The sequence below is a fragment of the Mycobacterium sp. E136 genome (assembly GCF_001666865.1).
GTDB lineage: Bacteria > Actinomycetota > Actinomycetes > Mycobacteriales > Mycobacteriaceae > Mycobacterium.
Genome location: NZ_LZJE01000318.1, coordinates 33,312 through 57,496, shown reverse-complemented (window position 1 = coordinate 57,496; position 24,185 = coordinate 33,312). Strand labels below are relative to the sequence as shown.

The following is a 24,185-nucleotide window of genomic DNA, read 5'->3' as shown; positions in this document are numbered from 1 at the left end:
ACCTAGCCGAGGCTGAATTCGGTTGCCAACCCGTCTATTCCGGCGCGGATGGCCTGCAGCGCGGATTCCCGGGCCTTCAGCTTGGTCCCGACGTGCGCGCCGGCGTGCACCGTGTTCGCGAGCTCCGTTGCGACCTCCTGCGCCCGCGGAAGCACACGATCGGCCTCGACGATCTCGTCGAGCCAGCCGCCGTTGACGGCCTCGTCGCCGACGAATGTCGACGCGAGCGCCGCGCCACGCTGATAGACCGCGGGGGTCAATCGGAACCGCATGATCTCCAGCGCGGCGATCGGAATCGTCATGCCGATCGCCACTTCGATCGCCTGGCAGCGGGTCTTCGGCTGGCCCACCCGGTGGTCACCGGACAGCAGCAGAAAAGACCCCATCGCGATGGCCGGACCCGTTGCGGCCATGACCACCGGGACCGGGAACGTCAGGCACCGAACCGCGAGCTCGAATCCGCCCGCGAGCATGCCGTGGGCGGCCTGCGCATCGCCGGACTGAAACACGGTCAGGTCGAACCCGCCGCTGAACACACGCCCGTTACCCGCGATCACGACCGTCTTGGCGGCGTCCTTCTCGGCGCGGTCGAGCGCCTCGTTGATCGCGGTCTGCATGGTTGGGCCGAGGACGTTGACCTTGCCGTCGTCCAGGGTGATCGTGGCGACGGAGTCGGTGAGTTCATAGCCAACGAGGTTGCTCATCGCTTCTCCTTTGAATGCGGCGGCTAATCGTATCGATGTTACGAAACCTCGCTACGAATGCCAAGACACTGGGGTAGCCCTCTACGCGCGACGTCTGGTCGCCACATTTCTACCGTGGAGACAGCCCGGCAGCGAGGGGTTGCCGGGCTCAACCGCACGGCGTGTCAGGCGATCCGGTGCCGTGCCGTATTGGTCTTGAGGATCTGCGTGTGCGCTTCCTCGAACTCGGCGTCGATGTCGACTGGTCGACCGGGCGCGACTCCGTTGCGCGGCTTCCGTTGTGGGCCTTCGGATTCCGTTCGGTACCGGTCGCGCAGTTCGTCGACCGCGGACCGCACGCGATTGATCTCTTGGCGCAGCACGTCTTCGCGGCTCTCGCCGGCCGCGTACTGGTAGTAGGTCAGCAGGTGGCGCAGCAGTTCAAGCTTCTGCTTCTCCTGGCGGGCCAGGTCGTGGGTGGTCAACAGCTCGAGTCGCTCGACCGGGTGCAGCGTGGACCAGTCCAGCACCGCTGTGGAGCGGTAGCGGTGGCGGGAATCCTTCTTCTTGGCCTGCCCGTGCCGGTCGTAGTAGGTGATGGCGCCGTCGAACCGGGACGCGATGGCCTCGCCGAGCTCGCGACGGTCCAGCGCCGAATCCCAAACGATGCGCCATTCCTGTCCCGGTGCCAGATAAGGGATTTCGGCAGGCAGGTTCAGCGGGGCGATGTCGACGTAGCGGTCGTCGTAGACGTTCTCGTACTTGGCCACTGTCGGAGGATGTGCGAAGTCGAACCGGATGTTGTAGGCCGGTGTGCGACCGAAGTTCTTCACCACGAGCTCGATGAGGTGCCAGTCGTTGGCCGCCGGTTCCATGAACATCGCCACGTTGGGCTGCATCAGCTCTTCGCTTTGGCGCCGAACCCGCTGATACTGCCGCCACGCGTACACCAGCGCGGCTATGCCCACCGCGACGGCGAGCCAGGCGGCCAGCGCCGTCCACATACCGGCCGAGAGGCCGAGAACCCCATCCGAATCCACGCACCGCTGTATATCACGCAGCAGCAGATCCCACAGCCTTTGCTAATTGGCATGGGCGTCGATTAGACGGCTGGCCGGGAACGATCGTGACCGGCGGACATAGGGTCACACCCGGGTCGCCGGGCTCAACTCTCCGATATTGCTGACCAGCTCGCCGAACGAGGCCTCGAGTGACGCGTCGGCGACGATCGGCGGCGTATGCGCGACCTGGACCAGGCGCTCACCGCGCGCCGCCCAGTCGAGGTCGGACCACGTCACGCGGGCCGGCAAGCGCTTCCAGTACTGCGGATGGTCACGCAGATACAGCTCGACGCTGGCGTGCACGGCGGCGTCCTGGGGAAGTCTGCGGATGGAAATCGTGTGGGCGGTCTCTGCGAGCGCGTCGTGCTGCCCGGGGGCGGGCAACCGGTCGATGCGCTCGTCGGACATCGCCAGACCCGCGGCGATCCCTCCGTCGACCACCCAGTCGAAACTGACTTCGGCCAACTGCCTGCAGGCTCCCGGTCCGCCGGCGACGTCACAGTGGGCGCCGCGGAACCAGACTTCCTCGACGCGTTCCGACGCCGAGGTCATCAACGGTTCACCGGGCCGCCCGTCGATCGCGACGGCGTGCCTGCCGGATTCGACGTTCGACATCGGGGCGGGCGCCGACCGGCGTGTGAAGCCGGGTATGCGCACCGCGTCCCAGAGACCCAAAAAGCGTACCGAGACGGGGATTTCGCGTTCGGGGGCAAGTTGTGCAGCGATCCGCGTGACGCGTGTCCAGTCCTGTTCGGTTCGACCCGTCCGCGGCAGCGCGTACGCGTCCAGCACGAAGTCGGCCAACTCGGGCAGGATGCCGACGGTCGCGAGCAGCCGGGTCAGGGACTGGGCGCAGTAACCGCCGCGACCGACGCCGAAGAGGTAGATCGAGTCCCCGGGCTCCCAGCGGTCGACCAGAAAGCGGTACGCCTCAGCGATGGCTCCGCGAGCGCCCTCGGCCGCGTCCTTGAAGGGGTGTAGCGGGGAGCCGTGATTTGCTGAGAGTCCCGGGTGATACCAGGCGACTTGATCGGGGCCTTCGTCGAGCGATTGGAAAAGTCGGAGCGCGTTCGTGGCGATTTTGGGTTCGGACTGTCCACGATTGCGGTCGAAACACAGCACTAGCTTCTTCATCTTGGCCCCCCGGCCCGAATATTTGACGCTAGGATTTACAAGTTTGCCCCCACGCGGCTCTCTTGTCTAGAAATTCGAGGTCCCGGTCTGGTACGCCACAGACACGTGCGAACACCTCAGGGTGCAGACCGTCGGCCGAATTCATGTCGCAGTTGCCGAACGGTGGTGCACCCTCCGGTAGTCCGCCGCCACATCCGGTGCCGTCGGTGTACTGATGGGCCACCTTGCCCGGATACGGCGGATTGCGGCCATAGGCGGCGACCACGAGGCGCAAGCCCGGTGGTTTTTGGGGCCACAAGGAGTTCAGGTCGCCGACGTTGCCGTAGCCGATCACCTTCGCGGCGCTGCCGACGAACTTCCCGACCTCGCGGTGGGTCGCGTTGATCTCCGTCGAATGGTTGCCGCGTAGCTGTCCGCCCCATGACTCCACGTCGAGCATGACCGCCATCTTCGGGTGGGGAGTGCCGACCTGATCCCGGAACGTGTCCACGGTTTCGCGCCAGTTGGGCCGCCACACGAAGTACACGATGAAAAACGCCAGGCGCCCATTGTCGGCGTTGCGGCGACACCAGTCATAGTTGTTGCGCCACCGGCGATCTCGATACGTCCCGTCGTTGGAACGGATGCACAACACCGGATACGGATAGCTGTCATCGACGCCGACCTGCCACTCCGACACGTCGGCATACAGCGTGTCTGCCACGCCCGCCAGTCTGTCGCAAAGCTACGACAGCGGGATCTGCACACCCGCGCTGAGCGGATCGGCATGAACCTCGACGAAGTCCGGCACCGTTCCCGGTGGCACGTCGTACGCGAGACCGACCTGCGCCTCGGCGCCGGACGGAATCTCGACGAATCCGCCGCCGACGTAGAACGTCGCCTCGTCGTCGATGGAGTAGACGGTGTCGGCGGCGTGCAGCTTCTGCAGGGTGCCGAGGAACTGCGCGGTGGTGTCGCTGTTGTTGACCAACGACAGGCGCACGACGACGTACTCGCCGGTCGCGGTCTTCTCGACGGGAGCCTCTGTCGACGACACCGTCGTCCCGGTCTCGACATCGACCAGCGTGAACGACAGCGCTCCGTCGACGGTCGCCGCTCGGGCCGGCGGCAACACGTCGGGGGTGGGGGCTTCGGCCGCTTCCGCCTCGTCGGCGGCAGTCGTGGTCGCTGCTGTGGTGGTGTTTGTTGATGAGGTGCTCGCGGCGCCGGCGGCGATGTCGTCGGCGTCGTTGAGGTACACCCCGTAGACCACCGCGGCGATCAAGACGAGCAGCAGCGCACCGCAGGCGGCGAGGTAGCCGGTCAACAGCCTGCGGGTGTCGTTGGCCGACGGCGGCGGGGCGGGCTGCGATCCCAGATCCGGCGAGCGCTGCTCGGTCCATGTCGAGCCGTCCCAATACCGTTGGCCGCCAGCGCCGTTGGGGTCGGGATACCAGCCGGCGGGAGTGGGTGGCGTCGTCATCGCAAGCGGTCCTCCCGGTACGCGCCGCCGGGGCGCCCAGCAAACGGGAGGATAGCGCAGCAACGCTCGGACCGGCGTCTTTTCGTCAACCGGACCCGGTGCGGGTGAAGGTCAGCCGCCCATCAGCATGCGCCACTGGTCGAGGTTGCTCGCCCGGTAGACGTAGTTGGTCTGGCGCACCTCCGACAGGTACGCGCTGGGCGCGGCGGAGTACCAGTGGCCGGGGAACACCGTGGGGTCGCCGGAAAGCTTCGCAAGGGCCTGCAAGCTGCGGAACATGTCGTCGGCGTTGCCGCCGGGGAAGTCAGTGCGACCGCACCCCTCCAGGAACAGGGTGTCGCCGGCGACGAGTCGCCCGTCGAGCAGGAAGCATTGGCTGCCCGGGGTGTGGCCGGGCGTGTGCAGTAGTTCGATGTCGATGTCGCCGACCTTGACGACGTCGCCGTGCTCATGCGCGGTCAGCTCGCTGCGGGCGATTCCGGTGACCTTCGAAACCCAGTCCGCCTCAAGCTGGTTGACGTGTACCGGCACGCTCGTGCGTTCCAGCAGTTCGGCCAGCCCCTTGAGCTCGAAGCCCATCATCGAGCCACCGACGTGGTCGGGGTGGTGGTGGGTGACGAGCACGCCGGACAGCCGCATGCCGTCGGCCTCGAGCGCATCGACGAGATCGCCTGCGGCGTAGGCGGGGTCGACGATCACGGTGTCGCCGGTCTCGCGGTCGCCGATCAGGTAGGCGAAGTTGCGCATCTGCTGGGCGATCATGTCGCCGGACGCGAAGTCGCGACCCGACAACAACTGACGGAAGTAGAGCCGATCCAAAGCCATGCCGTCAGCGTATCGGCGGCTCAGTCCTGGCTGCGCAGCCGCACCATGCGGATGGTGCTGCTCTCGTCGAGCTCGACGAGGTCGGTGTGCGAGCGGAGGAAGTCGCTGAACGAGCGGAACCCGAGCGACTTCTCCGAGAACGACGGATCCATCCGCTTCATCTGCGCCTTGACCGCCGAATTGTGCAACCAGTCGGAGTCGTCCTTGCCGTGCGCGATGCGCAGCGCCCGCTCGAGCAGCGCGGTGGCCGCGGCCTTGGGGTCGGGAGCCTCGGGCTCCTGCTCGGCGTCGGCCTTTGTCCGGCGTCGCTTCGGCGCGTCCGACTGCACCGCGGGAACGCCGGGCAGAGCGTCGTAGGAGACGTACTCGTCGCACGCCGCGGTGAGTGACCGGCTGATCGATCCGGTGATGCCGATCCCGACCACGTAGCGGCCGAGGCGCTTGCACCGCTGCGCGAGCGGGATGTAGTCGGAGTCGCCGGCCACGATCACGACGTGGGTCAGGTCGGGCAGCCGGAACATGTCCTCGACCGCGTCGACCGCAAGCCGGATGTCGGCGCCGTTCTTGCTGTACGCGGCGGCCGGAAAGAGCTGCACGAGATCGACGGCGCGGCCGACCAGCTGATCGCGGTAGTCGGCGTTGACGTCGGTCGACCAGTCGGCATAGGCCTTGGTCAGCACCAGCGTGCCGAACGACGACGCGAAGTCGATGATCGCGCCGACGTCGACGACCGCCTGCGTCAGCCTGCCCGGGTGCTTGTGGAAACCGGCGGCCTTGTCGCGTTGGAACGAGTTGCGCCCGTGGATCTGGTCGTAACGCGAGATCACGATGTTGTCGAAGTCGAGGTACACCGCCACGCGGGTCGCGCCGGGTTCGGTCACTGTTCCGTCCTATCACTCGGGGGCTAGAGTCGGGCGGTAGCGGTTGAGGTGATCAGCGGTTTGGCGCGGGAATCGGCGAGACTGTACCCTCTTTAAGGCTCGCGCCATGGTGCGCGGACCTCGAAGTAGGCAGGCCCCCTTAGCTCAGTCGGCAGAGCGTTTCCATGGTAAGGAAAAGGTCAACGGTTCGATTCCGTTAGGGGGCTCGGTGAGCGGGCGGACATCCGCCCGGATCCCGGGGCGGTGTAGCTCAGCTGGTTAGAGCGCACGACTCATAATCGTGAGGTCGGGGGATCGAGCCCCCCCACCGCTACAGGCAACATCGAACGCGTAGACGAAGGACGAAGAACGTGGCCTCCAGTACCGACGTACGGCCGAAGATCACTTTGGCTTGCGAGGTGTGCAAGCACCGCAACTACATCACCAAGAAGAACCGCCGCAACGACCCGGACCGGCTCGAGATCAAGAAGTTCTGCCCGAACTGCGGCAAGCACCAGCCCCACAAGGAATCGCGCTAAGACGAGTCACCCCGTGGGCGTCGCCCGGGTTGACTAGGTAGGTTCACTAACTGTGTCGTTGTCCGAGCGGATCGTCGGGATGCGGTATCGCTACCCCGACCACTACGTTGTTGGCCGCGAGAAAATCCGCGAGTTCGCGGTCGCGGTGAAGAACGACGATCGCGCGTTCTTTGACGAAAACGCCGCGGCCGAGCTCGGCCACGAGAGGCTGCCCGCGCCGCTGACGTTCACCAGCGTCTTCGGTTACATGGCGCAGGTGTCGTTCTTCGAGTACGCCGGAGTCGCGATCAAGGACGCAAAGATCGTGCAGGTCGACCAGGTGGTCAAGTACGCCAAGCCGATCTTCGCCGGCGACAAGCTCTACTGCGACGTGCATGTCGACGCCGTGCGGCAAGCCCACGGCACCGACCTCGTCGTGCTCAAGAACATCGTCACCAACGAAGCCGGTGACGTCATACAGGAGACATTCACGACCCTCGCGGGTCGGTCGGGTGACGGAGAAGAGGGTTTTTCAGATGCCACTGCGTGAGTTCGCCTCGGTGAAGAAGGGCGACGAGCTCCCCGAGAAGGTGATTCCGCTGACCCGGCAGGATCTCGTCAACTACGCCGGGGTGTCCGGTGACCTCAACCCGATTCACTGGGACGACGACATCGCCAAGCAGGTCGGCCTGGACACCGCAATCGCGCACGGCATGCTGACCATGGGCCTGGGCGGCGGATACGTGACCGAGTGGGTCGGCGATCCGGCCGCGGTCACCGAGTACAACGTGCGCTTCACCGCTGTCGTACCGGTTCCCAACGACGGTATCGGCGCGGAGATCGTCTTCAACGGCCGCGTGAAATCCGTTGAGCCCGAGACGAAATCGGTGACCATTGCCCTGTCGGCCACCACCGGTGGCAAGAAGATCTTCGGTCGCGCGGTGGCCGTCGCGAAGCTGGCGTAACCGTGGCACTGAAAATCGACATCAAGGGAATGGTCTGGAAGTATCCCGAGCCCTATGTGGTGGGTCACGAGCAGATCCGCCAATACGCCCGTGCCGTCAAGGCCGAGGATCCGCAAAGCCACAGCCTGGAGGCGGCCAAGGCGTCGGGTCACGATGCGCTGATCGCTCCGCCGACCTTCATGTCGATCTTCGCGGTGATGATCCAGCGCCACTTTTTCCAGCACAACGACGTGGGCTTCGAGACCATGCAGATCGTGCAGGTCGACCAGAAGTTCAAGTTTCACAGGCCGATCAAGGCCGGCGATGCGTTGACCGGCACGCTGTACATCCAGTCGGTGGACGAACGCTTCGGTGCCGACATCGTGACCACCCGCAATACGCTGGTCGATCAGCACGGCGAGCTGGTGATGGAGTCGTTCACCACGTTGATGGGCCACGAGGGCGACAACTCGATCTCGGCCGGCTGGGACCCGGAGACGGGGCAGGTCGTGCGCAAGCCCGTCGTCCATGATTCGTCGGACGATCCCGACGCGGGTGAGGTGAACGGCGCGGCGTCCGCTTAGTCAGCGGTCGCAGTGTCGGTGGATTAGTAACTCGGACGGGTGGCGCGCTACACTCGGACCTCGGGGTTTTCCCAGTCCAGCGCGCTGTCCATCGGTTTGAAGATCTGCCGATCGGGGAGCGCGCGAATTGTGTGAGCCCCGAACGGGTGGACTCTCGCAGTGTCACCCTGAAGGGGCGTAGCTCAACTGGCAGAGCAGCGGTCTCCAAAACCGCAGGTTGCAGGTTCAAGTCCTGTCGCCCCTGCTCAAACTGAATACTCGACACAGTGTGGACACTGGAAGGTGACCCACAAACCAGATGACCAGACGAGGGAGCATGCGGTGAGCGACGAGCGCGACGGTGCGGGCTCCGACACCGACAACGGCCGCGGCGCTGTCGTGACCCGGCCCGCCCGCCCGTCGGGGAAGCGAACCCGGAGGGCAGCGGTCGGTGAGGACGCCGGCGAGGCTGTCGACCTGTCGACCGGCACCGCGGCTGCACCCACGAAGAACGGCTCGGGTGGCCGCAAGAAGACCGCCAAGAAGCGCGGTGACGGTCCCTCGCGAAACCCCTTCCTGTTCGTCTGGAACTTCCTGAAGCAGGTCGTCGCCGAGCTGCGCAAGGTGATCTGGCCGAACCGCAAGCAGATGGCCAGCTATACCGGCGTGGTGCTGCTGTTCCTGGCCTTCATGGTGGCGATGATCGGCGGCGTCGACTTCGGTCTGGCCAAGCTGGTTTCGCTGGTGTTCGGCTGACGAGTACGCGCGACGGATGAGAATTCTGAGAGGACTGACAAGTGACTAGCTTCGAGGGCGATACGCCTTCGGCCGAGAGCGTTGACCTGATCGACGAGACGACTGGGGCGACGACCGACGCGACCACCGATCCCGCGACCGAGGATGCCGACGTCGCCGGTGACGCCGTCAGCGACGAGGCTGCCACCACCGGGGACGCCGCCGGTGAGGCGCCCGCCGATGAGGCGGAGGCCGAGCCCGAGGAAGAGGATCCGGCGGTCGCGCTGAAGAAGGAGCTGCGCACCAAGCCCGGCGACTGGTACGTCATCCACTCCTACGCCGGTTACGAGAACAAGGTGAAGGCCAACCTCGAGACCCGCGTGCAGAACCTCGACGTCGGCGACTACATCTTCCAGGTCGAGGTGCCGACCGAAGAGGTCACCGAGATCAAGAACGGCCAGCGCAAGCAGGTCAACCGCAAGGTGCTGCCCGGCTACATCCTGGTCCGCATGGAGCTCAACGACGAGTCGTGGGGCGCGGTCCGCAACACCCCGGGCGTGACGGGCTTCGTCGGGGCGACGTCGCGGCCGTCGCCGCTGTCGCTCGACGACGTCGTGAAGTTCCTGCTGCCGCCCGCCGCGGCGAAGAAGCCGGGCAAGGCCGCCGCCGCCTCCGGTGCGGCTGCCGCCGAGACCGGGGGCATCGAGCGCGCGCCGATCGAGGTCGACTTCGAGGTCGGCGAGTCGGTCACCGTCATGGACGGGCCGTTCGCGACGCTGCCGGCCTCGATCAGCGAGGTCAACGCCGAACAGCAGAAGCTCAAGGTGCTGGTGTCCATCTTCGGCCGCGAAACACCTGTCGAACTGACCTTTAACCAGGTCGCCAAGATCTAAGCCCGGCGATTCGTGCACGCCTAGGAGCGCCCAGCGCAACGAGATGTGCACAAATCGCAGAGAAACGAGAGAGGAAACACCACACCCATGGCCCCGAAGAAGAAAGTCGTCGGGCTGATCAAGCTGCAGATCCAGGCCGGGCAGGCCAACCCCGCCCCGCCGGTCGGTCCGGCGCTCGGCCAGCACGGCGTCAACATCATGGAGTTCTGCAAGGCGTACAACGCCGCGACGGAGAACCAGCGCGGCAACGTCATCCCCGTGGAGATCACCGTCTACGAGGACCGCAGCTTCACCTTCAACCTCAAGACACCGCCCGCGGCCAAGCTGCTGCTCAAGGCCGCCGGTGTGCAGAAGGGCTCGGGCGAGCCGCACAAGACCAAGGTCGCCAAGGTGTCCTGGGATCAGGTGCGCGAGATCGCCGAGACCAAGAAGGAAGACCTGAACGCCAACGACATCGATCAGGCCGCCAAGATCATCGCCGGCACCGCCCGGTCGATGGGCATCACGGTCGAATAAATCGACCGGATCCCGTGGGAGAGCTGGCATCGGCTCGGCATGAGCGCTCGCGCGAAGAGCGTTCAGAACAGACCACAACTCAGCAACTAGGAGATACGAATGAGCAAGACGAGCAAGGCATACCGCGAAGCCGCCGAGAAGGTGGACCGCAGTCGGCTGTACACGCCGCTGGAGGCAGCGAAGCTGGCCAAGGAGACCGGGTCGAAGAAGCAGGACGCGACCGTCGAGGTGGCGATCCGGCTGGGCGTCGACCCGCGTAAGGCCGACCAGATGGTGCGCGGCACCGTCAACCTGCCGAACGGCACCGGCAAGACCGCCCGCGTTGTGGTGTTCGCGGTCGGGGACAAGGCCGAGGCCGCCGAGGCCGCAGGTGCCGACGCCGTCGGTAGCGACGACCTGATCGAGCGGATTCAGGGCGGCTGGCTGGACTTCGACGCGGCGATCGCGACGCCCGATCAGATGGCGAAGGTCGGTCGCATCGCGCGCATCCTGGGCCCGCGTGGCCTGATGCCGAACCCGAAGACTGGCACCGTGACGCCGGACGTCGCCAAGGCCGTGTCCGACATCAAGGGCGGCAAGATCAATTTCCGCGTCGACAAGCAGGCCAACCTGCACTTCGTGATCGGCAAGGCCTCGTTCGACGAGAAGGCGCTGGCGGAGAACTACGGTGCCGCGATCGACGAGATCCTGCGGGCCAAGCCGTCGTCGTCGAAGGGGCGCTACCTGAAGAAGGTCGTCATTTCGACGACCACCGGGCCGGGGATCCCCGTCGACCCGTCGGTCACGCGTAACTTCGCCGAGGCGTAGGCGCGAGAACGTTTGCGGTGAAGCCCTGAGTCGGCGTCGGCGTCACCTAGCAGTCGATGTCGTATCGCAGCGGCTGCACGCCGCTGGGCCTTAGCGTCGGGAACGCCCGCTTCGCAGGGTGCGGTAGTCATCCTGGCATGGGTTCGATCCAATCATGGAGGACACCAGGCGTCTTGGTGGGGTAACTGCTCTGTCGGCACGTCAGCGAGCCGATAGGCGACGGCGACTCCGCGACCTGCCCCTGCCGCCGCAGCAGGTCGCGCGCGGGGAGCCGGGAGGAGGGATTTCCTCTCGCAAAAAGTTCGCTGTTCGGCCGTGACAACCGTCACAGTTTGATAAAAGTTGACCCATGCGTAAGTGTGTTCGGGTCATTTTGCTTGCATTGCTGGGCCTGCTGAGCACCGCGGTGCTCGGCACCCTGACCGCCGTGATGGCGGCCGTCAGTCTGGCCGCCACCGCGCTCATCGTGCCTGGCACTGGAACGCCGGACGCGAACCTGGTTGACAAATATCGGGAAAACTTCCGCGATTACTACATGCAAGACACGGCGTGCACCAACGACATGAACTGTGCCCCCAACAACACGGGCGATCCTGCGAACGAAGGCATGCTGGGCATCAACTATCCCGCATCATTCTGGCCGATTCCGTTGCCCGGCTGGTGTCCCAACTTGTCATGCGACACGTTCGACGTATCGGTTGGCAAGGGCGTGGACAACCTGGACGAGGCGCTGCAGGCTCTGCAGGATCTCGGCTACGACGGCGACATCGTGATCGCCGGTTATTCTCAGGGCGCCCGGGTCGCCACCATCGCGAAGATGCAGTTCGCCAGCGGCCAATGGGATGACCTGCTCGATCAGGTTGATTCGGTGGAGTTCGTCTTCATCGGCAACCCGAATCGGCCCAACGGTGGCATCCTGTCGCGATTTGGGGCCCTTGGGCACATCCCGATCCTCGACGTGACGACCGGTCAGCCCACACCCACGAATGTCGGTATCCCGACCGAGGACTGGGCGATCCGGTGGGAGGGCATCGCGGATTTCCCGCAGTATTTGCTCAACCCACTGGCGGTCGCCAACTCGCTCCTCGGGTTCTACTACGACCACGGCACGTATCTGGCGACCAACGAGGACAGCGATCCCGGAGAACTGCCAGCCGGTTATGACGTCGATACATGGCGGGAGATCACGTCGCATCCTGAGCAGTATCCGGGCATCGTCGATATACAGAAGTTCGGCGACACCACGTACTACACCGTCACGCCGAAGGTGTTGCCGCTCGTGCGGCCGCTGCATTCGATCCCGCTGATCGGCAAGCCGATCGCGGACCTGATCGAGCCTGCTTTGCGAGTGATCATCGAGGAGACGGGATACAACCGCAACATCTCATTCGGACAACCCACCGAGATCGGGCTTCTGCCGATCTTCAACCCGATCACGCTCTTCTTCAAGCTGGTCCCGGCGGTGTTCGTGGGCATCAACAATTTCCTCGCGAACTTCGGCTTGACCAAGGAGATCCCGCTCTCGCCGACCACGCCAGTGCCGGCCATCAATGGCGAGGAAGAGGACGACACCGACCTCACTCTGTTGGCCGGGGACAAGCTCGACGGATCATCCACTGCCAAGCTGGCGCTGATGCAGCGCAAGGGCGAGACTACCGGGGTCGATAACGCGAAGACGTTGATCGCCAACATTCAACCTGAGGGTGGTCTGACGCTGACCGAGGGCAACGAGTCGTTGGTCGTCGAGGGTAATGAGACCCCGGCAATCGAAGGCAACGAGTCGCCGGTCGTCGAGGGTAATGAGACCCCGGCAATCGAAGGCAACGAGACGCCGGTGATCGAGGGCAACGAGACGCCGGTGATCGAGGGCAACGGGACCCCGAGCCTCGAGGGAGCGGTCGGTTCCGAAGAGCCGCAGCAGACGGTGCTCGGGCAAACGCGAAACGGGAACGGTGAGGCTCTGGGCGAGAAGAACCTCGGCATTCTCGGCAAGGATCCCGAAGTCAAGAAGGACCCCGGCAAGAACTCGAACTCCGCGCAGAACCGCGTCGATGCCAACGGGCGTGGTGCGTCTTTGAGCTTCTCGCCGAACACCCCGGGCGTGGGTGCGAAGACTGGTGGCGAAGAAGCCAAGCAGACGGATCCCTCAGTGACTCCCGAATCTCCCAAGCCGCCCGACGGCGCAGAGAACTCCGACGACTCGCAGGACTCCCAACCGGCCGCGGCCTGATCTCGGCACGCTCAGGCATCCCGGCAATCGAGTCTGTGCGGACGCATGTTCGCTGTATGTCACGATTGGGCGCGTGAGGGGCATCATCCTGGCCGGCGGAAGCGGCACGCGTCTGCACCCCATAACTCTGGGCGTGTCGAAGCAACTGGTGCCCGTCTACGACAAGCCGATGGTGTACTACCCGCTCTCCACCCTGATGCTCGCCGGAATACGGGACATCCTGGTGATCACGACGCCTCACGACGCGGACGGCTTCGAACGTCTGCTCGGTGACGGATCGCGATTCGGCGTATCCATCTCCTACGCCAAGCAGCCGTCCCCGGACGGTCTGGCACAAGCGTTCACGATCGGCGAGACGTTCATCGGAACCGACACGGTGGCGCTCGTGCTCGGCGACAACTTGTTGTACGGCCCCGGATTGGGGAGTCAACTCAAACGATTCACCACCATTGACGGCGGCGCGATTTTCGCCTACTGGGTAGCCGAACCGTCCGCGTACGGCGTGATCGAGTTCGACGACAACGGCTTGGCGATTTCACTCGAGGAGAAGCCGGATCGGCCCAAGAGCAACTACGCCGTTCCGGGGCTGTACTTCTACGACAACGACGTCGTCGACATCGCACGGAAACTGAAGCCGAGTGCACGGGGCGAATACGAGATCACGGATGTCAATCGTTGCTATCTCGAGCAGGAACGGTTGCAGGTGCACGTGCTGCCACGCGGAACCGCTTGGCTGGACACCGGCACCTTCGACCAGATGACCGACGCCGCCGAGTACGTACGCACCATGGAGAGGCGCACCGGTCTGAAGATCGGGGCTCCCGAGGAGATCGCCTGGCTGCAGGGATGGATCACCGACGACGACCTGCGGGAGCGAGCTGAGCCGTTGGTGAAGTCGGGCTACGGCACGTATCTGTTGAGCCTCCTGGAGAGAGGACGCTGATGACGCGACTCCTCGTCACCGGTGGGGCGGGTTTCATAGGCTCGAATTTCGTGCGGTACATCATCGACCACACCGACCATCACGTCACGGTGCTCGACAAACTCACCTATGCCGGCAACCGCGCCTCGCTTGCCGGATTGCCGGATGACCGAATGACGTTCGTGCACGGCGATATCGCGGATGCGCCTCTCGTCGACGACTTGTTCACATCGGTCGATGCAGTCGTGCACTATGCGGCCGAATCCCACAACGACAGTTCGCTCGATGACCCGGAACCCTTTCTGCACACCAATCTCGCCGGTACCTTCACCCTGCTCGAGGCCGCGCGCAAGCACGGCACACGCTTCCATCACATCTCGACCGACGAGGTTTACGGAGATCTCCCTCTTGACGACCCGCGCCGCTTCACCGAGCAGACGCCGTACAACCCGTCGTCTCCGTACTCGGCGACCAAGGCTGGCAGCGATCTGCTTGTTCGTGCCTGGGTCCGATCATTCGGTGTCGCCGCCACCATTTCGAACTGCTCGAACAACTACGGCCCCTATCAGCACGTCGAGAAGTTCATTCCGCGACAGATCACCAACGTGCTCAGGGGAACCCGGCCCAAGCTGTACGGCGAGGGTCGCAACGTGAGGGATTGGATCCACGCCGACGACCATTCCTCGGCGGTACTGACCGTCCTCGAAAGAGGCCGTATCGGCGAGACATACCTGATCGGCGCCGACGGGGAAAAGGACAACAAGACCGTCATCGAGATGATCCTCACCCTCATGGGCCGACCCGCCGACGCCTACGACCGTGTCACCGATCGAGCTGGCCACGACCTGCGGTATGCCATCGACTCCACCAAGTTGCGCGAGGAACTCGGCTGGCAACCGCAATACCAGGACTTCGAAAAGGGTCTTGCCGCAACGATCCAGTGGTACCGCGACCATGAAGACTGGTGGGCACCGGCCAAAGATGCCACCGAGAGCTTCTACGCCCGGCTGGGTCAGTGAAGAAGGCTGCGAGTGACTGAATTCGGTAAACCCATGCGCGCCATTACAACTCCCATACCGGGTTTGGTCGTGTGGGAGCTTTCGGTGCACGGTGACAACCGGGGGTGGTTCAAGGAGAACTGGCAGCGTGAGAAGATGGTCGCGCTCGGGTTGCCCGACTTCAAGCCCGTTCAGAGCAACGTGTCGCTCAACGAGAGCGAAGGCACGACCCGCGGGATCCACGCCGAACCGTGGGACAAGTTCATCTCCGTCGCGACCGGTCGGATCTTCGGGGCATGGGTCGATCTGCGGGACGGCCCCACGTTCGGCACCACGTTCACGACCGAAATTGACCCGTCCAGAGCGGTTTACGTTCCTCGCGGCGTCGGTAACGCGTTCCAGAATCTGGAGCCGAACACCGCCTACATCTACTTGGTGAACGATCACTACTCGCCCGACGGGCAGTACACATCGCTCAACGTCGCAGATGAGACCGTCGCCATCGACTGGCCGATTCCGCTGGAACGTGCGGAGCTGTCTGAGAAGGACCGCGAGAGTCCCCGTCTGGCGGACGTCAAGCCGATTCTTCCGCGAAAAACCTTGGTGCTCGGTGCGGGCGGCCAGCTGGGCCGGGCACTCCGCGACGAATTCGCCGAGGCGTCCGAAGTCGAATTTGCCGAACGCGCCGACATCGACCTCACCGTCGCCGGTATCGAATCCGCACGCCGCTGGCGCGAGTACGAGACCATCATCAACGCCGCGGCCTATACGGAGGTTGACGCTGCCGAGACTCCCGAGGGCCGAGCGGCGGCGTGGGCAACCAACGTCGCGGGCGTGGCGGCGCTGGCGCGTACCGCGTCCGACAACAACATCACCCTGGTGCACATCTCCAGCGACTACGTCTTCGACGGCAGTGCCCCCGACCCTCACCGGGAGGACGACCCGGTGTCACCGCTCGGCGTGTACGGCCAGACCAAGGCCGCCGGCGACCTGGCCGTGGCGACGGTGGATCGGCACTACATCGTGCGCACTTCCTGGGTGATCGGAGAAGGCCACAACTTCGTGCGCACGATGCTGTCGCTGGCCGAGCGGGGGGTGAACCCATCCGTCGTCAGCGACCAACGGGGCAGGCTGACCTTCACATCCGAGATCGCCAAGGCGATCCGCCACCTGTTGGACAGCCGGGCGCCCTATGGCACGTACAACGTCACCGGTTCGGGATCGGTGACGTCGTGGGCCGATGTCGCGAGACGGACATTCGAACTCGCCGGTCATGATCCGAGCCGAGTCACCGATGTGACCACAGAGCAGTACTTTGCCGACGCCTCGAAGCCCGTGGCGCCCCGGCCGGCCAACAGTGTCCTCGACCTTGCGAAGATCCAGTCGATCGGTTTCGAGCCGGCCGATGCGGACGAGTATTTGGTCAACTACATCCAACGCTCCACCGGAGCTCGCTAGAGCTCAACGATTCTCGCCGAAGACACGCCCGAGCTCGGCCCGCGACCGGATTCCGAGCTTCCGGTATATCCGAGCCAGGTTGGTCTCGACCGTCTTCGGGCTGATGAACAGCGCAGTTGCCACGTCCTTGGTCGTCATTCCCGACGCGGCGAGCTCGGCGACGCGGAGCTCCGACGGTGTCAGGCCCATGCTGCCGTTGCTCGACGCGCCTGCCCGCGCGATCTCGGCGCGCGCCCGCCGCGCCCACAGCGGCGTACCCAACTCTTCGAACACACCCAAAGCCTCGGTCATCGTCGTGCGCGACGCCTCCTTCTGGCGCTGACGACGCTGTAACTGGCCGAGCAGCAACAAGGTTCGGGCCCGCTCGAACGGCATCGGCAGACGCTCGTGGTGCGTCAACGCCACCCGCGCCATGTCTGCCGCCTCGTCGACGTCGCCCCGCGCGGCCAGCCACAGACTGCGGCACCGCGCGCCCATCGCCAGCATCCACGGCCTGTCCAACAGACGGCCGTTGGTTTCCAGCGCGTCGATCATCGGCTCGGTTTCGGCGGCGCGGCCGAGCGCGACCATCGCCTCCACCGCGTCCGGCACGAAACCCACCGTGATGATCTCGGTACCGGGCAGGAACGGGAACCGGTCGACCATCGGCTGCAAGATCTGTAGCGCCTGTTCGTAGTTGCCCAGCGAGACCTCCAGGAACGCCAGGCTGATCGACGCCCAGTCCCCCAGACGCGGAGAACCACAAAGCTCGGCGAGCTCGATCGCCCTTCGTGCGACGTCGCGGGTCTCGTCCTGTCTGCCCGCGTATGCCGCGACCGCCGACTGGATGGTCTTGGCGACCACGCGCATGTGCTCGCCGCCGAGTTGTTGTGCCCGCTCGACGGTTTCCTCCGCGATACGGGTCGCGTCGTCATAGCGTCCCCGCCAGATCTCGATCAGCGCGCTGAACACCGCGACGAAGATCAGGTCGGTTTCGGCCCCCCGTTCGAGGCAACGCTGATGGACGAAGGCCATCTGTTGCATCGCCTCGTCCAACCGCCCGACGAACGCCAGCAGCAGAGCGTAATTGGCCCTGGCGCGGAACGCGATCGGCGCCTCGCTGCTGTGGTCCTGCAGCGCCAACGCCCGCCGGATGCCCGCCCAATCGACCCCTCGGCCACACATGCACGCGATGTTGGTGCGCACCGCCAGAACCTGGCTGGTGAGATCCGCGATCCCGACATCTTCGGCGTACGCCGCCGCCCGTTCCGCGCTCTGCAGCGCTGCGCCGAACTCCCCGGCGTTGAGACGCGCATAAGCCAACAACAGCAGCGTCCGCACGCGCACCTCGCGGTCACCCTCGTCGTGTTCGAGCGCCTGCTCGAGAAGGCCGACCGCATCGGTGAAGCTGTTGTGTTGAATCCGCATGGTGGCCAACAGATTCAGCGCCATGGCCCGGTGTACGCCACTTGGTACTCGCTCGGTCACACCGTCGAGCAGCGAACGGGCACGCTCCAAGTCACCCGCGTGCAGATAGTGGTCGGCGGCGCGAATGCGCCGCGGTGGTATGTCACCGCCGAGACCGATTGCCAGCTCGAGCATTTCGGCTGCCGCGGCGGGGGCACCGCGCGCACTGGCCGACTCCGCCGCGGTGTCCAACGCCTCCAACGTCACCGGGTCCGCACGAGCCGCGGCCAGCGCCATATGCCTGGCGCGCGACTCGGCGAGCACCACCGACTCCGCCATCGACCGGTGCATCGCGCGTCGCTCACCGGGTTTGGCGTCGGTGTAGACGCTGCGCGCCAGTAGCGGATGCGAGAACGCGACGGCGTCACCGTTGATCGTCACGATGCCCTTGTTCGCGGCCTCCGTCAGCAACTCGGCGGTGCGCTCGACGGTGCTGTCCGTGACGCGCGCCAACAGGTCGACGGTCGGGGCGGCCTCGCATGCGGCGGCCAGCAGCAGGACCTGCGTCTCCGGCTCGAGGCGGCCGATCCGTCTGCGCATCAACTCCGCCAGCGTCGCAGGTAGGACCGACTGCGAACCCCCCGCGTCGATTGCCCGCGCCAGCTCGAGCGCGTAGAACGGGTTGCCGCCGGAGATCTCGGCAATCCGGACCATCGTCGGTCGGGGGAATGTCCGGCCGAGCCGCGTCGAGATCAACGCGTGCAGGCCGCCGAGGCTCAGCGGGCCGACATTCACCCGGCGCACATCGGGCGAATCGCCCACCCGCAGCCAACCCGCCGCACCCGGGCCCTCGTGTTCGGCGCGTTCGGTGACCAGCACGCCCACGTGACCGCTGAAGCGTCTCGCGGCGAAGGCCACCACGGCCTGACTCGACGGGTCGAGCCATTGCACGTCGTCGAGAGCGACCAGCACCGGCCCGTCGTCGCAGAGCCGCCCGACGGCGGCGGTGAACGCCGCGGCCACCGCGCCCTGGTCCGTCGGCGGACCCTCGCTGTCGGCCCGCAAAAGCACGCGGTCGACAGCGAGACACTGCACATCCGGCAGGCCGACGAAGACATCAGAGGGAATGTCGCCAAAAAGATCGGCGACGGCCGCATACGCGAGGGTTGTCTCGGCCTGCCCGGCCCGCGCCGTCAGAATCCGGAAGCCGCGATCACGTGCCGTCGATATCCCTGCGAGCCACAGGGTGGTCTTCCCGGCTCCGGCGTCGCCCTCGAGGACCAGGGCAGAGGGTCCGCTGTCGACGGATTGCAGGAAATCGCTCACCGCCCGAGATTCCGCCGGACGCTCGATTACGCCGGACACCAATGACCACACCCCTCATCGACAGCAAATATGAGGATAGTCCGCCGGCCCGCCGGATCGTAGTCCCGGGGCCCAGGGATGTGCGGTTAAGAGATGTGCCCACCCGCAATGTCAGGTTGTGAGGGGACCTTCGGCAACGTCAGAGCGGTGACACCGGATCCGAGTCCCGACCTGAGCGGACAGCCGCTGATGCGGTGCGCCTGCAGCGAGGCAGGTCCGGGACACGAGCTCCCGCGAGCCGGCGCCGAAGACGCCGTAGAGCACCTCGTCGCTGGGAACGGACAGCGTGATCAGCAGCTCGATGGGAGTGCCCTCGTCGGTGGCGAGGGCCGCCGCGGCGTCGAGGCGCGACACCAGATCCTCGACGGACTGCTCACTGAGTTCCGGCAGGTACCATTCCGCCAGGTAGCACGCGGACTCCCCACTCCCGCTCATCTGTCGAACGGTAGCGACTCATCCCGTCGAGCGAATCGGGGATTTCCCTACGTCTTGTCCCTTAGGCGGCGACGCCGGGCTTCAGGTACGTCACGAGGCTGACGTCGATGCCCTCGTCGATGAAGTACCACTGGCAGCCCTTGAGGTACTTCATGTAGCGCTCGTAGTTCTCCTCGCCGGCGGCCGCGATTGCGGCGTCCTTGTTCCGTTCGAGGCGATCGGCCCAGATGCCCAGCGTCTTGATGTAGTGGTTGCGCAGCGAGATCGCCTCGGGCACCTGAAAGCCCGCCTTCTCGCCGTGGTCGATCATCATTTGCGTAGTCGGCAGGCGGCCACCGGGGAAGATCTCGGTGATCATGAACTTGATGAAGCGGGCCATCTCGAAGGTCAGCTTCTTACCGCGGGCGGCCAGGTCATACGGGTGGTAGCCGACGCTGCTCTGGATCGTCATCCGGCCGTCGTCGGGCAGGATGTCGAAACACGTCTTGAAGAAGTCGTCGTAGCGCTCGAAACCGAAGTGCTCGAACGCCTCGATCGAGACGATGCGGTCGACGGGGGAGTGGAACTGCTCCCAGCCCTCCAGCCGGACGTCGTAGGTGCGCTGCGTGTCGACCTTGCTCAGCAGCTGATTGCAGTAGGCCTGCTGATTCTTCGACAGGGTCAGCCCGATCACGTTGACGTCGTACTTCTCCATCGCGCGCTGCAGGGTCAGACCCCACCCGCAGCCGACCTCCAGCAACGTCATACCGGGCTTGAGGTCGAGCTTGTCCAGGTGCTGGTCGACGTTGGCGACCTGCGCCTCCGACAGCGTGGCATTCGGGCCGGTGAAGTATGCGCAGCTGTACTTGCGCGTCGGATCCTGAAAGACGCCGAAGAAGTCGTCCGACAGGTCGTAATGCGCCTGGATGTCCTCGAAATGAGGCCGCATATCCTTCGTGCCGGTTGAATTGTCAGACATATTTCCCCTGCTTGGCCTTTCCCAATGCGTGACGCGAACTCGCACGTCGTCACGTGATGATCTGGTCATACACACTATCGGTCGGTGCGAGCCAGACCCTAATTCGGCAGGCCGCCACTCCGGCGGCAATTCGCGCGGCCGATTTACTTCTGCAGCGTGAACTGGTTGACGTCGATGTATCCGACGCGGAAACCGTGCGCGCAGCCGGTGAGGTAGTGCATGTAGCGGTCGTAGACCTCTTGTGACTGGACGGCGATCGCCTCGTCCTTGTGGGTCTCCAGCGCCGCTGCCCAGCAGTCCAGGGTGCGGGCGTAGTGCGGCTGCAGGCTCTGACGGCGGGTCAGCTCGAAGCCGGCCTTCTCGGCGTGCTCCCCAACCAGCTCGATCGTCGGCAGGTAACCACCGGGGAAGATCTCGGTGAGGATGAACTTGACGAACCGGGCGACCGAGAAGGTCAGCGGCATCCCCTGTTCGGCCATCTGCGGCAGCGTGAGCGCGGTGATGGTGTGCAGCAGCATCACCCCGTCATCGGGCAGCACGCGGTGAGCCATGGCGAAGAAGTCGTCCCAGCGGTCGCGGCCGAAGTGCTCGAACGCGCCGATCGACACGATCCGGTCGACGGGCTCGTCGAACTGCTCCCAGCCCTGCAGGAGCACGCGCTTGGAGCGGGGGCTGTCCGATTCGGCGAAGACCTTCTCGACATGGGTGTGCTGGTTCTCGCTCAGGGTGAGGCCGACGACGTTGACGTCGTACTTCTCGACTGCCCGCAGCATCGTCGAGCCCCAGCCGCAGCCGACGTCGAGCAGCGTCATGCCGGGCTCGAGACGCAGTTTGCCCAACGCGAGGTCGACCTTGGCGCGCTGGGCCTCCTCGAGCGTCATGCCGTGACGCTCGAAGTAGGCGCAGCTGTAGGTCTGCGACGGGTCCAACCAGAGCCGGAAGAACTCGTCCGACAGGTCGTAGTGCGCCTGGACGTCGGCGAAATGCGGCGTCAGGTTTCGTGTTGCGGCCATCGTGTGCCTTTCTGGGCGGAATCAAAGCTCGCGTCGCCTGTGACGTGTCAAGCCCGAAGCACTCGCAACGAATGTACGCGCCGCCGTTGCCGCTGACCAGTCGAGCGAATGTTTGCGGAGGCGTCAAATAGTTGCCGCGAAAGTGGTTTTCAGCTCGCCGATGATGTCATCCCACAGCGGCTCGGGAAGTTCGTGCCCCATACCGTCGAACAGAACCAGCCTGGCGTTCTCGATGGCCTTGGCGATCGCCTGCCCGCCGGAGGGCCGCATCAGTTTGTCCGCTTTGCCGTGCAGAACCACGGTGGGCGCGGTGATCTCGCGGTCGTAGGGCAGGAGGCTGCCGCTGCCCAGGATCGCCGCGAAATGCCGGCCGATTCCCGCTGGGTAGTAGGACCGGTCGTAGCCCTCGATCGCGTCGGCACGCAGCCGCTCCTCGGACGCGGGGAACCCGGGGCTGCCGATGATCTTGCTGACCCTGACCGCGTTGTCGATGATCGCCTCGCGGGTGGAGTTTTTCGGACGCTGCAGGATCGCGAGCAGCTGGCGCGGACCCGGCGGAGGCAGCAGCGCCTGGTTGTTGCTGGAGAAGATGATCGCGAGCGTCTGGGTGCGCGGCTTGTGTCGCGCGGCGAACACCTGGGCGATCATGCCGCCCATCGACGCCCCGACGATGTGGGCGCGGTCGATGCCGAGATGGTCGAGCAGCGCGGCCGCGTCATCGGCCATGTCTTCCAGCGTGTAGCCGGCGGGGCTGCGCATTCCGAGGAACGAGCGCAGCATCCGCGGCACCAGCGGGGTGTCGGTGCGCACCCCGTGCAGCTTCGACGACAGCCCGACATCGCGGTTGTCGTACCGGATGACCCGCAACCCCTGGTTGGTCAGCCGCTCACAGAAGTCCTTGCGCCACATCAGAAGTTGCGCGCCGAGGCCCATGATGAGCAGCACCGCCGGATCTCCCGCGTCGCCCATGTCCTCGTAGTGGATGTCGAGAACTCCCGACTTGGCGACCCCGGTTCGGACCTGCATTCAGCCCCGGACCTCGCTGTCGAGTTCCTCGTCATGCTCCCTGCTGACCTCGACCATGAAGTTGGCGAAGTAGCCGGTCAGCTGCGGATCCGACATCATCTGCCAACTCGGCGCGAGCAGTTTCATGTAGCGCTCGACGTAGAGGAACTGCTTGCCGATCAGCACCAGTTCGCGCGGCAGCTTGACGTCGTAGACCTCGGCGAGCGTCGACAGTTGCTTGCCGATCTCGGCGTAACTCATGTCGCCCAGCGTCGACATCGTCAGGGGCGTCGCGAACTTCTCGAGGTCCTTGGCCGCCTGCGCCTCGGGCTTCATGGTGCCGACGGCGCCCATCAGCACGACGATCTTGCCCGCGGCGGCGTGGTCCTTCTTCACCAGCAGCGCGTACACCAGCTCGCGCAGCAGCCATCGGGTGCGCGGATCGATGCGGCCCATGATGCCGAAGTCGAAGAACACGATCTTGCCGTCGTCGTCGACGTAGAGGTTGCCCGCGTGCAGGTCACCGTGGAACAGGCCGTGCCGCAGGCCGCCTTCGAAGACGGAAAACAGCAGCGCCTTCACCAGTTCGGTGCCGTCGAAACCCTTCTGACGGATGGTCTTGACGTCGTCGATGCGCGTGCCCTGGATGCGTTCCATCGTCAGCACCCGCTCGCTGGTGAGGTCCCAATATACCTGCGGCACACGGATGTTCTTGCCCAGCGGTGAGGCGTGCATGTGCGACACCCACGCGTCCATCGACTGCGCCTCGAGCCGGAAGTCGAGTTCCTCGGCTAGGTTGTCGGCGAAGTCGGCGACGACGTCCTGTGCGCTCAGGCGCTGACCCAGCTTGGCGAACTCGACCAGGCGCGCGCCCCGCTTGAGGATCTGCAGATCCGCTGCGACCCGCCTGCGGATGCCCGGTCGCTGGATCTTGACGACGACCTCTTCACCGCTGTGCAGCGTCGCGTAGTGCACCTGCGCGATCGACGCGGACGCGAACGGCTTCTCGTCGAAGCTCTTGAAGAGGTTCGAAGGTTCGTCGCCGAGGTCCTCGACGAACAGCTTGTGCACCTCTTTGGCATCCGCGGGCGGGACCCGGTCCAGCAGGCTGCGGAACTCCTTGGACAGCGGCTCGCCGAACGCGCCCGGACTCGACGCGATGATCTGACCGAACTTGACGTAGGTGGGGCCCAGATCGGCGAACGTCTGCGGGATCTGCTTGATGATCTTCTGTTGCAACGAACCGCGGCCGGCGATCTTCGACACCACCCGGGCGCCGGTGCGGGTGACCTGCCAACCGGTCGCGCCGATGCGGGCAGCCTCGATCGGCAGCGGGACCTTGTCCAGCTTGGCTCCGTCGCGGTGCTGCGGCTTTCGCGTGGCACTCATAGGGGCCAGTGTCTCAAAATCCGCG

At 65.1% G+C, this 24,185-nt stretch carries 25 protein-coding genes and 3 tRNA genes; 15 read left to right on the top strand and 13 right to left on the bottom strand.

Translation table 11 applies throughout. The features are described 5' to 3' along the window. Positions 1 to 2: 2 nt before the first annotated feature. The 7 genes from A5698_RS21115 to A5698_RS21085 all read right to left on the bottom strand — a co-directional run bounded on the left by A5698_RS21115 (position 3) and on the right by A5698_RS21085 (position 6,046). Positions 3 to 704, bottom strand: a complete 702-nt coding sequence (locus A5698_RS21115) for a crotonase/enoyl-CoA hydratase family protein (protein ID WP_068300700.1) — start codon at positions 702 to 704, stop codon at positions 3 to 5. A 164-nt stretch (positions 705 to 868) separates the two neighbouring features. Beyond that, positions 869 to 1,687 carry a DUF8453 domain-containing protein gene (locus A5698_RS21110; RefSeq protein WP_084792550.1) on the bottom strand — a complete coding sequence of 273 codons (819 nt, stop codon included), beginning with the start codon at positions 1,685 to 1,687 and terminating at the stop codon, positions 869 to 871. A gap of 141 nt (positions 1,688 to 1,828) precedes the next feature. Next, entirely contained in the window at positions 1,829 to 2,878 is a 1,050-nt protein-coding gene (locus A5698_RS21105) for a phospholipase effector Tle1 domain-containing protein (protein ID WP_068300696.1), read from the bottom strand. A 28-nt stretch (positions 2,879 to 2,906) separates the two neighbouring features. Continuing rightward, entirely contained in the window at positions 2,907 to 3,581 is a 675-nt protein-coding gene (locus tag A5698_RS21100) for a glycoside hydrolase family 25 domain-containing protein (protein WP_068300694.1), read from the bottom strand. A 21-nt stretch (positions 3,582 to 3,602) separates the two neighbouring features. Then, positions 3,603 to 4,340: a DUF2510 domain-containing protein gene (locus tag A5698_RS21095; protein WP_068300692.1), complete on the bottom strand. Its 738-nt coding sequence runs from the start codon at positions 4,338 to 4,340 to the stop codon at positions 3,603 to 3,605. A gap of 111 nt (positions 4,341 to 4,451) precedes the next feature. Continuing rightward, complete coding sequence (locus A5698_RS21090) at positions 4,452 to 5,165, bottom strand: MBL fold metallo-hydrolase (RefSeq protein WP_068300690.1); 714 nt, start codon at positions 5,163 to 5,165, stop codon at positions 4,452 to 4,454. 20 nt (positions 5,166 to 5,185) lie between these two features. Beyond that, positions 5,186 to 6,046 carry an NYN domain-containing protein gene (locus A5698_RS21085; protein WP_067090827.1) on the bottom strand — a complete coding sequence of 287 codons (861 nt, stop codon included), beginning with the start codon at positions 6,044 to 6,046 and terminating at the stop codon, positions 5,186 to 5,188. 133 nt (positions 6,047 to 6,179) lie between these two features. Here A5698_RS21085 and A5698_RS21080 point away from each other — a divergent pair. From A5698_RS21080 to A5698_RS21010, 15 genes are all read left to right on the top strand, one after another. Continuing rightward, a tRNA-Thr gene (locus A5698_RS21080) sits at positions 6,180 to 6,252 on the top strand. Between the two features lie 33 nt (positions 6,253 to 6,285). Beyond that, positions 6,286 to 6,359 (top strand) — tRNA-Met (locus tag A5698_RS21075). A 37-nt stretch (positions 6,360 to 6,396) separates the two neighbouring features. Then, a complete protein-coding gene (gene rpmG / locus A5698_RS21070; RefSeq protein WP_059101288.1) occupies positions 6,397 to 6,564 on the top strand; it encodes a 50S ribosomal protein L33 in 168 nt (55 codons plus the stop codon). A gap of 52 nt (positions 6,565 to 6,616) precedes the next feature. Beyond that, positions 6,617 to 7,093 carry a (3R)-hydroxyacyl-ACP dehydratase subunit HadA gene (hadA, locus tag A5698_RS21065; RefSeq protein ID WP_068300689.1) on the top strand — a complete coding sequence of 159 codons (477 nt, stop codon included), beginning with the start codon at positions 6,617 to 6,619 and terminating at the stop codon, positions 7,091 to 7,093. Further along, a complete protein-coding gene (gene hadB, locus A5698_RS21060) occupies positions 7,080 to 7,508 on the top strand; it encodes a (3R)-hydroxyacyl-ACP dehydratase subunit HadB (RefSeq protein WP_064345531.1) in 429 nt (142 codons plus the stop codon). The genes hadA and hadB overlap by 14 nt, the downstream gene beginning before the upstream one ends. 2 nt (positions 7,509 to 7,510) lie before the next feature. Beyond that, positions 7,511 to 8,071 (top strand): (3R)-hydroxyacyl-ACP dehydratase subunit HadC, encoded by a 561-nt coding sequence (gene hadC, locus A5698_RS21055; RefSeq protein WP_068300687.1) that lies wholly within the window; start codon positions 7,511 to 7,513, stop codon positions 8,069 to 8,071. A 171-nt stretch (positions 8,072 to 8,242) separates the two neighbouring features. After that, positions 8,243 to 8,315 (top strand) — tRNA-Trp (locus A5698_RS21050). A 77-nt stretch (positions 8,316 to 8,392) separates the two neighbouring features. Beyond that, on the top strand, positions 8,393 to 8,806 hold the full coding sequence (secE, locus tag A5698_RS21045) for a preprotein translocase subunit SecE (protein WP_067090833.1): 414 nt from the start codon (positions 8,393 to 8,395) through the stop codon (positions 8,804 to 8,806). A gap of 41 nt (positions 8,807 to 8,847) precedes the next feature. Continuing rightward, positions 8,848 to 9,678, top strand: a complete 831-nt coding sequence (nusG, locus tag A5698_RS21040) for a transcription termination/antitermination protein NusG (protein ID WP_068300684.1) — start codon at positions 8,848 to 8,850, stop codon at positions 9,676 to 9,678. Between the two features lie 87 nt (positions 9,679 to 9,765). Next, the gene (rplK, locus tag A5698_RS21035) at positions 9,766 to 10,194 is read left to right on the top strand and encodes a 50S ribosomal protein L11 (RefSeq protein WP_059101294.1); all 429 of its coding nucleotides are present in this window, start codon (positions 9,766 to 9,768) and stop codon (positions 10,192 to 10,194) included. Between the two features lie 99 nt (positions 10,195 to 10,293). Further along, positions 10,294 to 11,001 carry a 50S ribosomal protein L1 gene (gene rplA / locus A5698_RS21030; RefSeq protein WP_064400457.1) on the top strand — a complete coding sequence of 236 codons (708 nt, stop codon included), beginning with the start codon at positions 10,294 to 10,296 and terminating at the stop codon, positions 10,999 to 11,001. A 406-nt stretch (positions 11,002 to 11,407) separates the two neighbouring features. Then, on the top strand, positions 11,408 to 13,231 hold the full coding sequence (locus A5698_RS21025; RefSeq protein ID WP_231967481.1) for a PE-PPE domain-containing protein: 1,824 nt from the start codon (positions 11,408 to 11,410) through the stop codon (positions 13,229 to 13,231). Between the two features lie 73 nt (positions 13,232 to 13,304). After that, complete coding sequence (gene rfbA, locus A5698_RS21020) at positions 13,305 to 14,174, top strand: glucose-1-phosphate thymidylyltransferase RfbA (RefSeq protein WP_068300678.1); 870 nt, start codon at positions 13,305 to 13,307, stop codon at positions 14,172 to 14,174. Continuing rightward, positions 14,174 to 15,172, top strand: a complete 999-nt coding sequence (gene rfbB / locus A5698_RS21015) for a dTDP-glucose 4,6-dehydratase (RefSeq protein ID WP_068300676.1) — start codon at positions 14,174 to 14,176, stop codon at positions 15,170 to 15,172. The genes rfbA and rfbB overlap by 1 nt, the downstream gene beginning before the upstream one ends. Before the next feature lie 12 nt (positions 15,173 to 15,184). After that, the gene (locus A5698_RS21010) at positions 15,185 to 16,609 is read left to right on the top strand and encodes a sugar nucleotide-binding protein (protein ID WP_084792548.1); all 1,425 of its coding nucleotides are present in this window, start codon (positions 15,185 to 15,187) and stop codon (positions 16,607 to 16,609) included. A gap of 3 nt (positions 16,610 to 16,612) precedes the next feature. Here A5698_RS21010 and A5698_RS21005 read toward each other — a convergent pair whose 3' ends face one another. The 6 genes from A5698_RS21005 to A5698_RS20980 all read right to left on the bottom strand — a co-directional run bounded on the left by A5698_RS21005 (position 16,613) and on the right by A5698_RS20980 (position 24,160). Next, positions 16,613 to 19,360 (bottom strand): helix-turn-helix transcriptional regulator, encoded by a 2,748-nt coding sequence (locus A5698_RS21005; protein ID WP_068300754.1) that lies wholly within the window; start codon positions 19,358 to 19,360, stop codon positions 16,613 to 16,615. Between the two features lie 111 nt (positions 19,361 to 19,471). After that, the gene (locus tag A5698_RS21000; protein WP_068300672.1) at positions 19,472 to 19,795 is read right to left on the bottom strand and encodes a hypothetical protein; all 324 of its coding nucleotides are present in this window, start codon (positions 19,793 to 19,795) and stop codon (positions 19,472 to 19,474) included. A 61-nt stretch (positions 19,796 to 19,856) separates the two neighbouring features. Continuing rightward, complete coding sequence (locus A5698_RS20995) at positions 19,857 to 20,753, bottom strand: cyclopropane mycolic acid synthase family methyltransferase (RefSeq protein ID WP_068300670.1); 897 nt, start codon at positions 20,751 to 20,753, stop codon at positions 19,857 to 19,859. A 143-nt stretch (positions 20,754 to 20,896) separates the two neighbouring features. Next, a complete protein-coding gene (locus A5698_RS20990) occupies positions 20,897 to 21,766 on the bottom strand; it encodes a cyclopropane mycolic acid synthase family methyltransferase (protein WP_068300667.1) in 870 nt (289 codons plus the stop codon). Between the two features lie 123 nt (positions 21,767 to 21,889). Next, positions 21,890 to 22,792 carry an alpha/beta fold hydrolase gene (locus A5698_RS20985; protein WP_067090865.1) on the bottom strand — a complete coding sequence of 301 codons (903 nt, stop codon included), beginning with the start codon at positions 22,790 to 22,792 and terminating at the stop codon, positions 21,890 to 21,892. Further along, a complete protein-coding gene (locus tag A5698_RS20980; protein ID WP_068300664.1) occupies positions 22,793 to 24,160 on the bottom strand; it encodes an ABC1 kinase family protein in 1,368 nt (455 codons plus the stop codon). Between the last annotated feature and the right edge of the window lie 25 nt (positions 24,161 to 24,185).

Coding starts and splice junctions, on each gene's coding strand:
- A5698_RS21115 (WP_068300700.1), bottom strand. CDS start 704: ATGAGCAACCTCGTTGGCTATGAACTCACCGACTCCGTCGCCACGATC.
- A5698_RS21110 (WP_084792550.1), bottom strand. CDS start 1,687: ATGTGGACGGCGCTGGCCGCCTGGCTCGCCGTCGCGGTGGGCATAGCC.
- A5698_RS21105 (WP_068300696.1), bottom strand. CDS start 2,878: ATGAAGAAGCTAGTGCTGTGTTTCGACCGCAATCGTGGACAGTCCGAA.
- A5698_RS21095 (WP_068300692.1), bottom strand. CDS start 4,340: ATGACGACGCCACCCACTCCCGCCGGCTGGTATCCCGACCCCAACGGC.
- A5698_RS21090 (WP_068300690.1), bottom strand. CDS start 5,165: ATGGCTTTGGATCGGCTCTACTTCCGTCAGTTGTTGTCGGGTCGCGAC.
- hadB (WP_064345531.1), top strand. CDS start 7,080: ATGCCACTGCGTGAGTTCGCCTCGGTGAAGAAGGGCGACGAGCTCCCC.
- rplK (WP_059101294.1), top strand. CDS start 9,766: ATGGCCCCGAAGAAGAAAGTCGTCGGGCTGATCAAGCTGCAGATCCAG.
- rplA (WP_064400457.1), top strand. CDS start 10,294: ATGAGCAAGACGAGCAAGGCATACCGCGAAGCCGCCGAGAAGGTGGAC.
- rfbB (WP_068300676.1), top strand. CDS start 14,174: ATGACGCGACTCCTCGTCACCGGTGGGGCGGGTTTCATAGGCTCGAAT.
- A5698_RS21000 (WP_068300672.1), bottom strand. CDS start 19,795: ATGAGCGGGAGTGGGGAGTCCGCGTGCTACCTGGCGGAATGGTACCTG.
- A5698_RS20995 (WP_068300670.1), bottom strand. CDS start 20,753: ATGTCTGACAATTCAACCGGCACGAAGGATATGCGGCCTCATTTCGAG.
- A5698_RS20990 (WP_068300667.1), bottom strand. CDS start 21,766: ATGGCCGCAACACGAAACCTGACGCCGCATTTCGCCGACGTCCAGGCG.
- A5698_RS20985 (WP_067090865.1), bottom strand. CDS start 22,792: ATGCAGGTCCGAACCGGGGTCGCCAAGTCGGGAGTTCTCGACATCCAC.
- A5698_RS20980 (WP_068300664.1), bottom strand. CDS start 24,160: ATGAGTGCCACGCGAAAGCCGCAGCACCGCGACGGAGCCAAGCTGGAC.